Source organism: Streptomyces sp. H39-C1 (assembly GCF_027158125.1).
GTDB lineage: Bacteria > Actinomycetota > Actinomycetes > Streptomycetales > Streptomycetaceae > Actinacidiphila > Actinacidiphila fildesensis.
In genome coordinates this window covers 1-12,238 of the sequence record NZ_JAPVLS010000152.1, presented here as the reverse complement: position 1 = coordinate 12,238, position 12,238 = coordinate 1, and the positions used below count along the sequence as shown (strand labels likewise).

Below are 12,238 nucleotides of genomic sequence, written 5' to 3'. Positions count from 1 at the left end.
ACGACGAACTGCTGACCGGTCTGCTGGGCCCGCGCCCGTCGGGCGGCGCCCGCCCCAAGCTGCTGGGCGAACTCGCGACCCAGGTCCAGGAGGCGCTCGGCAGCCCGGTCAACCCGGACTCCCCCGCCCAGGTGCTGCCCGCCTTCGCCCGGGTCGGCGTCCAGCTGCCGTCGACCCGCTCGCATGTGCTGCGCGAGGTCGAGCACCCGGCGGCGGCGCTGCTGCTGCGCTACAAGGAACTGTCCAGGATCCACGCCGCCCACGGCTGGGCCTGGCGCGAGAGCTGGGTACGCGGCGGCCGGTTCCGCGCCGAGTACGTCGTCGGCGGGGTGGTCTCCGGCCGCTGGGCGACCCGGGGCGGCGGCGCCCTGCAGATCCCCCGGCTGCTGCGGTCCGCCGTCGTCGCCGACCCCGGCCACCGGCTGGTCGTCGCCGACGCAGGCCAGCTGGAGCCCCGGGTGCTCGCGGCGATGTCGGCCGACACGGGCCTGGCCGCCGCGGCGGCGGAGGGCGATCTCTACGCGGGCATCGCGCGCACCGCGTTCGGCGGCGACCGCAGCCGCGCCAAGATCGGCCTGCTGGCCGCCATGTACGGGCAGACCAGCGGCGAGGCGGGTCAGCTGCTCGCGAGTCTCCGCCGCCGCTTCCCCGACGCGATGGGCCTCGTCGAATCCGCCGCCCGCATCGGTGAAGGCGGCGGCGTGGTCCGCTCCCGGCTGGGCCGCACCTCCCCGACGCCGGCCTCCGGCTGGCTGGACACGGAGGACGCGGACCTGGGTTCCGGATCCGGTTCGGGATCGGGTTCCGACGACGGCTCCTCGCCCGACCGGCGGGCCGCCCGTTCCTGGGGGCGCTTCACCCGTAACTTCATCATCCAGGCCAGCGCCTCCGACTGGGCCCTGGCGATGCTCGCCGCCACCCGGCGCCGCCTCGCGGCGATCGGCCCCGAGCCGCAACTGGTCTTCTTCCAGCACGACGAGATCATCGTGCACACCCCGACCGGCCTCGCGGGCCCCGTCGAGGCCGCCGTCGCCGCGGCGGGCGAGGAGGCCCGCCGCCTGGTCTTCGGCGACACCCCGGTCCGCTTCCCGCTGGAGACGAACGTCGTGGAGTGCTACGCCGACGCCAAGTAGCTTCGCGGTCCGACGACCCGGCTCGTTCCGATCGGCTACCCGGCTACAGCGGCCGCACCGGCCGGGGCAGGCCGATCGGGTTCGGGAACGGCAGCACCTGGCCGGCCAGGACGCGGTCCACCACCGGGGCCAGGTCGCTGAACAGCGCCTGCGCGCGGTCGCCGGACAGCGGGCGCAGCAGACGGCCGGCCAGCCGGTCGGTGTCGTCCTCGATCGACCGGCGCTCGTCGCGTCCGCGTTCGGTGAGGGCACCGCCCGCCGCGAGCAGTCCGCGTTCGCGCAGCCGGGCACCGGCGCCCGCCCATTCCTCCGCCGTCCAGCCGCGGTCCTGCCGGATGGAGTCGGCGGGCACCCGGCCGTCGGCGGCCGCGAGGAGCAGTGCCTCGCAGCCGTCGAGGCCGCGGTCGGCGAGTACGGCCAGATGCGCGTCACCGCGGAACTCACGGAGTGAGGTGGTCAGTTGCCACACCTGCTCCACGGGGTCCGCCCGGTCGGGGAGGGCCCGGTTGGCGGCGAACACCGGCCGGGCGAGTGCGGGTGCGTCCGCCACCATCGCGCCCAGCGGACCGGTCAGCCGCTCCGCCCGGCGCTCCAGTTCCGGATCGAGCGCCCGCAGGGCGGCGGCCGAGCGTTCGGCCCGCAGGTCGAGTGCCCGCTCGGGGGTGGTGATGTCCCAGGACGCGGGCAGCGCGCGGGCGACCGGTCCGGGGGCGAACACACCGAACGCGGCGGTCACCACCGACGGCTGTGCGCGGCCCAGTGGGGCGGACCGGGTGGCGAAGTACCCCATCCAGTAGCCCTTGAGACCCAGCGAGCGCCCCATCTCGCGGCACTGCGCGTCGAAGTAGACCACCGCGTGCAGTGGTTCCGTGCGCAGCCACAAAGTCCGTGCCATCGACTCCATGGCCGCACAGGTTACGTGAGCCGTCCGTCAGTTGTCGGACGCGGCGTCGGACGCGGCATCGGACTCCGCCGCGTTCGCCGCCGACTCCGCGTCGCCGACGACCTTGTCGAGGTGCGCGAGCTGCGAACCGGACGGCGTGGGAATGGTGGCGGACCCGTCGGCGCCACCGCCCTTGTCACCGCAGCCGGTGGCGAGCGCGGCGCAGAGCAGCACCGTCGCGGTGACCGCGGCCAGCCGTGATCCCGTGGTCACTTCGAGGTTCCGCTGTTGTTGGCCTGGCACCAGACGAGGACCGACTTGAGGTCCTTCTGGCGCTGCTGGAGCGTCGGCACGAGCGACTTGCGGAAGGTCAGCCGGTCGTTGAGATAGGTCTCGATCTCGCTGTGACCGGCCGACTTGGCGTTGGCGACGCGCTGGGTGAGCCGGGCGACGGATCCCTTCGTGGCGGCGTTCCCGTTGAGCCGGGCGAGCGCTTTGTCGATCCGCGCGTCGGCCTTGGGGGCGCGCTTGCAGACCGCCTTGGCGCCGTCCCCGGTCGGGGGCGCGGACGGCGCGGCGGCCGCGCTTCCCGCCGCGCCGAGCAGCGCGGCGACGGCCGCGCACGCGGCGATCGCCGTCCGGGTGGTGCGAGTGGTGCGCATGGTGTCCTCCTCGACGGACCGGGCACGGTGCCCGGCCGCGGAACGACGCTAGGAGCGGTCTTTGTGGAAACCTTGTGGGGCCTGACCGGGCGCCGTTCCCGTCACCGGTCCGTCACTGGTCCCGTCACTGGTCCCGTTCCCGTCGCCGTTTCCCCGCTCAACCAGTCCCTGCGCGATGGGAGTCCGGAGTCCGGCCGGCCGGTCACGGCCAGCGGGAGCCGTACCTCGAACCGGGCTCCCCGGGCGGCACGGCCCTCGCCGGCCGGCCGGTCCAGAATCCGGATCGTGCCCCGGTGCAGGGAGATCTGCTGCGCGACGAGCGTCAGACCGAGGCCGGAGCCGGAACTGTCGGAGCCGCGCCGGAACCGCTCGAAGACCCGCTGCCGGGACGCCGGCGGCACCCCGGGCCCGTCGTCGTCCACGGTGAGCACGACGAACGGACCGGCGACCTCACCCGGCCCGTGCCCGTCCTCCCCGGCGCTCAGCGTCACGTCGACCGCGCCGCCCCCGTGCGTCAGCGCGTTCGCGATCAGGTTGTCGACGGCCGAGCGCAGCCCCGGTTCCCACCCGTGGACCAGGAGCCCGGGCCCGCTCCGCACGGTCAGTGCCGTGCCCGGCCGGCTGCCGCGCAGCGCGGCGGCGGCGGACTCCACGACCTCGGCGAGATCGACGGGCCCGAAGGCGTCGGCCTCCACGAGGTCGCCCTGCGCCAGCGCCCGCAGCATCACCAGCAGGCCGAGCAGCCGGGCGTGCTCCCGGCTCAGGTCCGCCACGATCTCGGCCCGTTCGGCGGGGTCAAGGCCGGGGTGGCCGCCCAGTACGTCCAGGTTGATCCGCATGCTCATCAGCGGGGTCCGCAGTTCGTGCGAGGCCGCGGCGGAGAAGGAGCGGGCCGTGGCGAGCGCCTCGGCGGTGCGCGCGGCCTGTTCGTCGTAGCGGGACAGCACCGTCCGCAGCGTCAGCGCCAGGTCGTCGACCTCCGCGATCCTGGACGGCTCGTGGTCGAGCCGGGCCGCGCTGGTGCCCGGGTCGAGGCCGGCGGCCCGCCGCTGGAGCCTGCGCAGCGGGCGTACGGCGGCGGTGGCGGCGAGCCAGGTGACGGCCGCGGCCAGCGGCGCGCCCAGCAGCGCCACCATCACCACCCGCCGCCGCACGAGCTGGATCTGCGACTGGCTCGCGGTGTCCGGCGAGAAGATCCACAGGGTGCCGGTCGCCGCCGGGCGCTTGGCGACCACCGGCACCGACAGCACCCGCCAGCTCCGCTGCCCGTCGCGGACGGTGACCGGCCGGCGGGCGTCGGCGGGCAGCGTGAAGGACGCGCCGGGCTGCGGCCCGCCGGTCACGGTGCCATCCGGGCCGATGAGCCGGATGCCGACGTCCAACGCCGAGGTGAACAGCCGCTTCTCCTTGGCCTGCTCGGCGGCGGCCGACCGGTCCGCCGCGGTGACCCGCAGCAGGTTGCGGGCGTCCTGCGCCATCGCCGCCGCGCGTTCCCGCAGATGGGCGTCGGCCTGGGCGTGCAGATCGTTCGCGACCAGCCGCACCAGCAGCCAGCCCGACGCGAGCACGAGGAGGGGAACGAGCACGCCGACGGCGATCGCGATCCGCGTCGACAGCCGCATGGTCATCGCGCGCCCTCCGCCGGGCTGTCGCGCAGCACGAAGCCGACCCCGCGCACCGTGTGCACGATCCGCGACCGGCCACCGGCCTCCAGTTTGCGGCGCAGATAGCTCACGAAGGTGTCGACGGCATCGGTCCGCACGTCGAAGTCGTAGCCCCAGACCCGGTCGAGCAGCTGGTCGCGGGTGAGCACGATCCCCGCGTTGCGGGCCAGGGTCTCCAGCAGCTCGAACTCACGGCGGGTGAGGTGCAGCTCGGTGCCGTCGAGGTGTGCGGTGCGGGCCGCCGGGTCGAGCAGCAGGCCGCCGGCGCGCACGGTGTCCGTCCGCCGGGGCGGGCGGCGGCGCAGCAGCGCGTGCAGCCGCAGCACCAGCTCGTCGAGGGCGAACGGCTTGACGAGGTAGTCGTCGCCGCCCGCCTGCAGCCCGGCGACCCGGTCGGCGACCTCGTCCAGGGCCGACAGCATCAGCACCGGTATGTCGTTGCCGTCCTCGCGCAGCGTCCGGCACACCTCGATACCGCTGATGCCGGGCATGGAGATGTCCAGCACCACCACGTCCGGCGGGTCGTCGCGCAGCCCGGCGAGCGCCGCCCGCCCGCCGTCCGCCTCGGTGACGCGGAAGCCGTCCAGGCGCAGGCCGCGGCCCAGCGAGCGGCGGATCGCCGCGTCGTCGTCGACGACGAGGACCCGCCCCCGACCTGCTGGATCGACCCGTGGTTCCACCATGGGACCGCACCATACTCCCGGCCGCTGTGACCACCGGCCGCAGCTCGGGCCGGCGCGGAGCAGGCGCTCAGAGCACGCGGCGCCGCATCAGCGCGGCGAGCACCAGGACACCGGGGATCAGCGGCAGCCAGACCGTCACGAGCCGGTAGCCGAGGACGGCCGACGTGGCCACGACGGCCGAGGCGCCGGCGGTCACCAGGGTGAAGGCCAGGGCGGCGTCGAGCGAGCCGAGGCCGCCGGGGGCGGGCAGCCAGGCCGCGGCGGTGCTCGCGAAGAGGTACGCGAGGACGACTCCGCTGACCGGCACGGGAGCGTTCAGCGCCTGGATCACCGCCACCAGCACGGTCGCGTGCATCACCGGGAAGGCCAGCGATCCGCCCCACAGGGCCGCGACCCGTGCCGACTTGCAGTGCAGGGCCCGCACATCGACCACCATCGTGCCGAAGAAGGTGCGCACCCGGTCCCGGACCCGGCCGGCGAGGAGCAGCAGCAGCGCGCCGGCCACGGCGCAGCCCGCCACCACCGACACGATGACGACGGGGTGGGCGGGGCCGGCCGGGGTGACCCGGTCGACCTTGAGCGCGTGCGGGAAGACGGCGAGCAGTATCAGCAGCATGCCGACGCGTACCACCGCGGCGGCCCCGGCACGTACCCCCAGGGCGGCGGCCGAGCGGCCCGGTGGCAGTCCGCGGCGCAGCAGGAACCGCAGGTTGACGGCGTTGCCGCCGACTCCGGCCGGCAGCAGGTGGTTGGCGGCGGACGCGGCGAACTGGGTGGCGAGCAGCCGTCCCGGCGGCAGCGACTCCACCACCGCGCCCTGCTGGGCGGTGGCCGAGCAGATCCAGGTCATGACGGCGGCGGCGGCCGCGACGGCCAGCCACTGGCGGTCGGCGGCGCCGAGCTGGTCGGCGCTGGAGTCGATCAGCGACCAACGGCGGCCCGCGAGCACCGCGAGGGCGAGTACGGGGATCAGGACGGCCATGGAGCGTACCGAGGTCCGCTGCCACCCGCCCTGCCACTTGACCCGTTCAGCCTGGGCAAGCGTCATGGCCCCTCCTCGGTACAGGTGGTCTCGATACAGCGACAATGCGGTTACGGCGATGCGGCGATCCGCCCAGCGTAAGCGTGTCCCGGCACCCGGACTCCCGCACGACCGGCTGCCGGGCGGGCTGTGCGCGTTCCCGCCACTGCGTCAATTCATGCCCCGCACACGGAAAGAGCGGGGGTCCGCGGGCCGAACACTCCGTGAAGGAGTACTCCCGCTCCCACCGCCAAAGGGGTGACGCACCTGCGGAAACGCACCCGCGGAAACGCAAAGCCGGGCGGGGCCCCCTGCTCCCCGCCCGGCGGTCTGCGACCGGTGGCCTCACGGCCCCGGTTCCGGTTCTGCTACTTCAGCTCGATCTGGAAGACCTTGTCCGCGCCGTCGGCGGCGTTGCCGTTGTTGTCGCAGTTGGTCGTGGAGAGCCACAGCGCGCTCTTGCCGGGGATCTTCTCGACGGTCCGCAGCCGGCCGTACTGGTTGACGTAGTACGCCGCCGGAGTGCCCGCGGTGGTCCCGCTGACCGGGATGCGCCACAGCCGCTGGCCCTTCAGCGCCGCCATGTAGATGGCGCCGTCGGAGTAGGCGATGTCACTGGGCGACGCCTGGGCGACCGCCCACTGCGCCTTCGGGTTGGTCATGCCGGAGGTGGAGCACTTGCCCTCGCAGGTGGGCCAGCCGTAGTTGGCGCCCGGCGTGATCAGATTCAGTTCGTCGTACTTGGAGTTGCCGAACTCGGCCTCCCACAGCCGGCCCTGCGGGTCCCAGGTGATGCCCTGCGGGTTGCGGTGGCCGTAGGAGTAGATGAGCGTCCCGAACGGGTTGCCCGGGGCGGCCTTGCCCGCGGTGGTCATCCGCAGGATCTTGCCGTTGAGGGAGTTCTTGTCCTGCGCGAGGTCGGGGGTCTGGGCCTCGCCCGTGGTGGCGTAGAGGTAGCCGTCGGGGCCGAACTTGAGGCGCCCGCCGTTGTGGTACTTGCTCTTCTTGATGCCGCCGACGAGCTGGGTGTAGCCGCTCAGCGTCGAGCCGTCGTAGGTCATCCGGACGATCCGGTTGCCCTCCGAGGCGGTGTGCATGATGTAGACGTAGTGGTCGCTGCTCCAGTTGGGCGAGACCGCGATACCGAGGAGGCCGCCCTCACCGTCGGTGGTGACCGCGTTCGGTACGGTGCCGATCTGGGTCCGCGCACCGGCCTGGGTGAGCTTGAAGACCTTGAACGAGTCGCGCTCGGTGATGAGCGCGGAGCCGTCGGGCAGCCAGCTCATGCCCCAGGGGATCGTCCAGCCGGTGGAGACGGTCTTGATGCTGGAGGGGGTCTTGTCGCTGCCGCTGTCGGGCAGGGTCTTCGCCGTGACCTGGTTGCTGGCCGGCGAGACGTTGCCCGCCGCGTCCTTGGCCTTGACGGTGAAGGTGTACGAGGTGTCGGCGGCGAGTCCGGAGACGGTGGCCGTGGTGCCGGTGACGTCGGGGAGGATGACGTCCGTGCCGTTGTAGACGTCGTACCCGGTCACGCCCGTGTCGTCGGTCGCGGCCGTCCACTTGAGCGAGGCGCTGCCGGAGGTCGTCCCGGTGACGGCCAGCCCGCCGGGCGCGGTGGGCGGCCGGGTGTCAGAGCTGGGCGGAGTGGTGACGGTGGCCAGGTTGCTGGCCGGGGAGACGTTGCCCGCCGCGTCCCGTGCGAAGACGGTGAAGCGGTACGCGGTGTTGGGGGTCAGCCCGGTGACGTTCTTGGTGGTGGCGGTGCCGGCCGCCTCCGCGATCTTGTTGCCGTCGTTGTAGATGTCGTACGCGGCGACGCCCGCGTCGTCCGTCGAGGCGTTCCAGGCGAGCGCGGCACTGGTCGGCGTCGAGCCGGTGGAGTGCAGGTTGCCCGGGGTGGTGGGGGGCTGGGTGTCGGCGCTGCCGCCGCCGAAGACCTGGAACTCCTGCAGCGAGTAGCCCATGGTGGGCCGGCAGCGGGCGGTGCCGGTGGTGCGGACGTAGCGGGCGGTTCCACTGACCGCGAGGTCGTCGGTGCCGCCGTCGCCCGTGGTGGTGGAGTAGACGCTCTTCCAGGTGCTGCCGTCGGTCGAGAACTCGACCTTGTACGCCGTGGCGCAGGACAGGTCCCAGACCAGCTTGACCGAGCTGATGGTGGCCGCTGTGCCCAGATCGACCCTGATCCACTGGGGGTCGACGTTTCTGACGCTCGCCCAGCGGGTCGCGGTGTCGCCGTCGAACGCGAGCTTCGCGGCGTATCCGGTGCCGCCGTCGGACGACGAGGTGGCGGGCTTGCCCTGGCTGAGCAGCACGGGAGCGGCACTGCCTGTTCCGGCGACGGCCACGAGCAGTCCGGCGGCGGTGGCCGTGACCGCCCCGGTGGCGATCAGGGCTCTCGGGGTGAATCGGCGAGGGGTGGGGGGCCTCGGCATTGCGCGTCCTCCTACGGAATCCGTGCTCGGCCCAGTACTTGATCAAGGCATGACAAGTCACAGTCGAACTGCGGCGGATGGGCCGAACCTCTACCGCACAGGACGGTAAAGAAACCTTCCAATTGCGTCAATAGATCGGACCAGTTGAGCCCGATTGTTCGATGAACCGAGGGGAGTTCGTTACGCGCATCGACAGCCCTGATGACACATCGGACGTTCAGGGAGAGCGCTCCCCAGCCGGCCGGGAAGCCCGGCCGGCTGGACGAAGCGCCACGCGCTACGCGGGCCGCGGGAGTTCCGCCGCGAAGAGCTCCTGGACGCGGATCCAGGCGTCGTCCGCGGCCTCCTTGCGGTACGAGTCACGGACGTCGCAGAAGAACCCGTGCGGGATCCCGGGGTAGACGATGATCTCGTGCCGCACGCCGGCCTCCGCCAGCCGGGCGCCGATCGCGGCACGGTCCGCGGCGGGGACGGCGTGGTCCTCGTCACCGACGAAGAAGGCCAGCCGGCCGCCGTGCTCGGCGATGCCCTCGGTGAGCGTGAGGGTCGGCCCCGGGCGGCCGAGTCCGATGTCGGAGCTGGCGAGCCAGCCGGCGTAGAAGACCGCGGTCGCCGCGAGATCGAACTGAGTGGCGGCCAGATAGGCGAGATGGCCGCCGAAGCTGAAGCCGATCATCCCGACGGACGGGGCAGCGAGCTCCGCGCCCCGCAGATGGTCCACGGCCGCGCGGATGTCCTCGACGGCCCCCTCGCGGGTGAGCCCGCCGCTGAGTTCGAGTCCCTTGACGCGGCCGTCCGGGTCGTCGGTGAAGTCGATGCCCGTTCCGGCCCGGTGGTAGAAGTCGGGAACGATGACGGTGTAGCCGAGACGGGCGATCCGCTCCGCGACGTCACGGATGTGCGCGGTCAGCCCGAAGATCTCGAAGCCGACGACCACACCCGGGTAACGGCCGGGGGCCTGCGGCCGGACCAGGTGGGCGCCCATGGAGCCGTCGCCGGACGGAATGGTGATGCTTTCCCTGACGATCTCGAATTCCATGATCCAAGCCTAGAACAGGCACTCGGATCCCGACCAATAGCCGCAGTCGCAGCGGGACATCGGAGATCCGATCCCGGCGGGCCGGTGGCGATGGCCCGCCTGCTCGACGTGCCTCAGGACCGGGTCACCAGCCGGTGAACGCCTCGTAGGCCGGCCCCAGCACCTCGGTCAGACCGCGGCCGCGGACGGTGATCGCCGGCCGGCCGAGCAGCAACAGCGCCGAGTCCGCCGGCTCGCGCCGCGGCACGGCGGGCGGCAGCTCCTTCAGCAGCTCCTCGCGGGTGCGCCCGCGCCAGCTCAGGACGAGATACGGATCGGCGTCGAACGCGTCGGCCAGGCTCCGCAGCACCGCGCTGAGATGGGCGCAGGGCAGCGCCCAGTCGGGGCACGAGCACTCCATCGCGAGATCCGGGGTGCGCGCCGGGAAGAGCCGCAGACCGGCCCTGGCGAACAGGTCCTCCGCGTCGGGAGCCAGTTCGTTGTCGAGCAGCCGCGCCCGGCAGTCGGGGTCGGCGCCGACGGCCCGTACGGCGCGGGTCCACTGCGCCGGGGTGAACTCCGCCAGCCCGATCCGCACGTCGTAGCGCGCCTGCCCCTCCCTGACCCGGGCCGTCACGGCGCCGGCCTCGACCTCCAGCCCGGTCACCCCGGCGGCGGGCGGGCCCGGCGGCACGGTCGCGCCGATGGCCTCCAGCCGGTCGGCGAACCGCTGGGACCAAGAGCGCGCCCTGCCGGGCAGCCCCGGCCGCCCCGTCATTCGCTCACCGCGTCGGCGCCGAGACCGACCAGGTCGTACAGCGCGTCGGTCGACAGCTCCGTCAGCCAGTTCTCGCCGGATCCGACGGCAGCCCTGGCCACGGTCCGCTTCGCCTCGATCATCGCGTCGATGCGTTCCTCCACGGTGCCCACGCACACGAACTTGCGGACCTGGACGTCACGGCGCTGTCCGATCCGGAACGCCCGGTCGGTGGCCTGCTCCTCGACCGCCGGGTTCCACCACCGGTCGACATGGATGACCTGATTGGCGGCGGTCAGATTGAGGCCGGTGCCGCCGGCCTTGAGGGAGAGCAGGAACACCGAGGGGCCGTCCGGGTCCTGGAAGCGCTCGATCATCTCGTCGCGGGCCCGCTGGGGCACCCCGCCGTGCAGGAACAGGACGTCGGTGTCCAGCCGCTGGGCCAGGTGCCCCTGCAGCAGCGAACCGAACTCGGCGAACTGCGTGAAGCACAGCGTCTTGTCGCCCTCGGCGAGCGCCTCCTCCAGCGTCTCCTCCAGCCGGGCGACCTTCCCCGAGCGCCCCGCCAGCGGCGAGCCGTCGTGCGCGAACTGCGCGGGGTGGTTGCACACCTGCTTGAGCTTGCCGAGCGACGCCAGCACCAGACCCTTGCGCTCGATGCCGCGGCTCTCCTTGATCTGCTCCAGGAGGTCGGTGACGACCGCCTGGTACAGCGCCGCCTGTTCGGCTGTGAGATTGCACAGCACCGTCATCTCCTGCTTGGCGGGCAGGTCCCGCGAGATGGCCGGATCGCCCTTCAGCCGCCGCAGGACGAACGGCCGGGTGCGCTGTTGCAGCGCCTGCGCGGCGGCCTCGCTGCCGTCGCGCTCGATGGGAACGGCGTACCGCTCCTTGAAGCGGATCGCCGAACCGAACAGGCCGGGGTTGGCGAAGTCCAGGATGGCGTGCAGTTCGGCCAGCCGGTTCTCGACGGGAGTGCCGGTGAGTGCGATGCGGTGGTCGGCGGTCAGTTCGCGGACCGCCCGGTACTGGCGGGTGGCGGAGTTCTTGATGTGCTGCGCCTCATCGATGATGACGCGCCGCCAGACGGTCTGCGTGAGCGCCTCGGTGTCGCGCTGCACCAGCCCGTACGTGGTGATCACCAGATCGGCGCCGGCGACCGCTTCCCGCAACTCGGCGCCGGACAGCCGGCCGGCCCCGTGGTGGACGTAGACCCGCAGCATCGGGGCGAACCTGGCGGTCTCGCGCCGCCAGTTGCCGACCAGCGACATCGGGCAGACCAGCAGCGTCGGCCGGATCTCAGCCGTGTGATCCGGGTGATCCGCGCGATCGGCGTGCTCCGCGTGCTCCACCGCGAGCAGCGCCAGTGCCTGGGCGGTCTTGCCGAGCCCCATGTCGTCGGCGAGGACGGCACCGAGCCCGAGCTCCGACAGGAACTTGAGCCAGGCCAGCCCCCGTTCCTGGTACGGGCGCAGCGTCGCGCCGAATCCGGCGGGCACCGCGACCGGGCGCAGCCGCTGGTCGGCGCGGCCGGAGAGCAGTTCGCCGAGCCGGCCGTCGGCGCTGACGGACGCGACCGGCAGCCCGCCCGCCGTGGCGTCCGGGTCGAGCGCGATCCGCAGGATCCGCCCGGAGTCCGTGGCGCCGCTGCCGTCGCGTTCCAGGAAGGCGAGAGCGGCGGCGATGGTGTCCGGGTCGACCTCGGTCCACTGGCCCCGGATCCGGATCAGCGGCTGCTTGGCGGCCGCCAGCTCGGCGAGTTCCGCGGGGGTCAGCGGCTGGTCGCCGAGCGCGGCCTGCCAGCGGAACGCGACGATGGCGTCCTGGTCGGCCAGGCTGCCGATGTCCACGGCGCCGGGCTGCGGGGTGCGCACGGTCAGGGTCATGCCGAGTTTCTGGGGGCGCTGCCACCATGTGGGGAGCAGTACGCCGAAACCCGCGTCGGCCAGTGCGGGAGCGGCGTCCCGGAGGAAGCCGAGGGCGCC

At 73.1% G+C, this 12,238-nt stretch carries 11 protein-coding genes; 1 reads left to right on the top strand and 10 read right to left on the bottom strand.

The genetic code is table 11. From position 1 onward, the window contains the following. On the top strand, positions 1-1,133 hold a 1,133-nt coding region (locus O3W51_RS45485; protein ID WP_269289760.1), incomplete at its 5' end, for a bifunctional 3'-5' exonuclease/DNA polymerase. 43 nt (positions 1,134-1,176) lie between these two features. Here O3W51_RS45485 and O3W51_RS45480 read toward each other — a convergent pair. From O3W51_RS45480 to O3W51_RS45435, 10 genes are all read right to left on the bottom strand, one after another. After that, positions 1,177-2,028: an SCO6745 family protein gene (locus tag O3W51_RS45480; protein WP_269289758.1), complete on the bottom strand. Its 852-nt coding sequence runs from the start codon at positions 2,026-2,028 to the stop codon at positions 1,177-1,179. Positions 2,029-2,064: 36 nt separating this feature from the next. Next, positions 2,065-2,289: a hypothetical protein gene (locus O3W51_RS45475; RefSeq protein ID WP_138354173.1), complete on the bottom strand. Its 225-nt coding sequence runs from the start codon at positions 2,287-2,289 to the stop codon at positions 2,065-2,067. Continuing rightward, a complete protein-coding gene (locus O3W51_RS45470) occupies positions 2,286-2,678 on the bottom strand; it encodes a hypothetical protein (RefSeq protein WP_138354174.1) in 393 nt (130 codons plus the stop codon). The genes O3W51_RS45475 and O3W51_RS45470 overlap by 4 nt, the downstream gene beginning before the upstream one ends. A gap of 101 nt (positions 2,679-2,779) precedes the next feature. Further along, on the bottom strand, positions 2,780-4,306 hold the full coding sequence (locus O3W51_RS45465) for a sensor histidine kinase (RefSeq protein ID WP_331284159.1): 1,527 nt from the start codon (positions 4,304-4,306) through the stop codon (positions 2,780-2,782). Then, entirely contained in the window at positions 4,303-5,025 is a 723-nt protein-coding gene (locus O3W51_RS45460) for a response regulator transcription factor (protein WP_138354175.1), read from the bottom strand. The genes O3W51_RS45465 and O3W51_RS45460 overlap by 4 nt, the downstream gene beginning before the upstream one ends. Before the next feature lie 67 nt (positions 5,026-5,092). Then, positions 5,093-6,073: a lysylphosphatidylglycerol synthase transmembrane domain-containing protein gene (locus tag O3W51_RS45455; RefSeq protein WP_269289753.1), complete on the bottom strand. Its 981-nt coding sequence runs from the start codon at positions 6,071-6,073 to the stop codon at positions 5,093-5,095. Between the two features lie 341 nt (positions 6,074-6,414). Continuing rightward, entirely contained in the window at positions 6,415-8,478 is a 2,064-nt protein-coding gene (locus O3W51_RS45450; protein ID WP_138354177.1) for a PQQ-dependent sugar dehydrogenase, read from the bottom strand. A 277-nt stretch (positions 8,479-8,755) separates the two neighbouring features. Next, the gene (locus O3W51_RS45445; RefSeq protein WP_138354178.1) at positions 8,756-9,517 is read right to left on the bottom strand and encodes a dienelactone hydrolase family protein; all 762 of its coding nucleotides are present in this window, start codon (positions 9,515-9,517) and stop codon (positions 8,756-8,758) included. A 124-nt stretch (positions 9,518-9,641) separates the two neighbouring features. Next, positions 9,642-10,274, bottom strand: coding sequence for an SWIM zinc finger family protein (locus O3W51_RS45440; protein WP_269289749.1), 633 nt, complete (start codon positions 10,272-10,274; stop codon positions 9,642-9,644). After that, positions 10,271-12,238: DEAD/DEAH box helicase (locus O3W51_RS45435; RefSeq protein WP_269289748.1), on the bottom strand; the 1,968-nt coding region annotated here is incomplete at its 5' end. The genes O3W51_RS45440 and O3W51_RS45435, both read right to left, overlap by 4 nt.

Coding starts and splice junctions, on each gene's coding strand:
- O3W51_RS45480 (WP_269289758.1), bottom strand. CDS start 2,028: ATGGCACGGACTTTGTGGCTGCGCACGGAACCACTGCACGCGGTGGTC.
- O3W51_RS45470 (WP_138354174.1), bottom strand. CDS start 2,678: ATGCGCACCACTCGCACCACCCGGACGGCGATCGCCGCGTGCGCGGCC.
- O3W51_RS45465 (WP_331284159.1), bottom strand. CDS start 4,306: ATGACCATGCGGCTGTCGACGCGGATCGCGATCGCCGTCGGCGTGCTC.
- O3W51_RS45460 (WP_138354175.1), bottom strand. CDS start 5,025: ATGGTGGAACCACGGGTCGATCCAGCAGGTCGGGGGCGGGTCCTCGTC.
- O3W51_RS45455 (WP_269289753.1), bottom strand. CDS start 6,073: ATGACGCTTGCCCAGGCTGAACGGGTCAAGTGGCAGGGCGGGTGGCAG.
- O3W51_RS45450 (WP_138354177.1), bottom strand. CDS start 8,478: ATGCCGAGGCCCCCCACCCCTCGCCGATTCACCCCGAGAGCCCTGATC.
- O3W51_RS45445 (WP_138354178.1), bottom strand. CDS start 9,517: ATGGAATTCGAGATCGTCAGGGAAAGCATCACCATTCCGTCCGGCGAC.
- O3W51_RS45440 (WP_269289749.1), bottom strand. CDS start 10,274: ATGACGGGGCGGCCGGGGCTGCCCGGCAGGGCGCGCTCTTGGTCCCAG.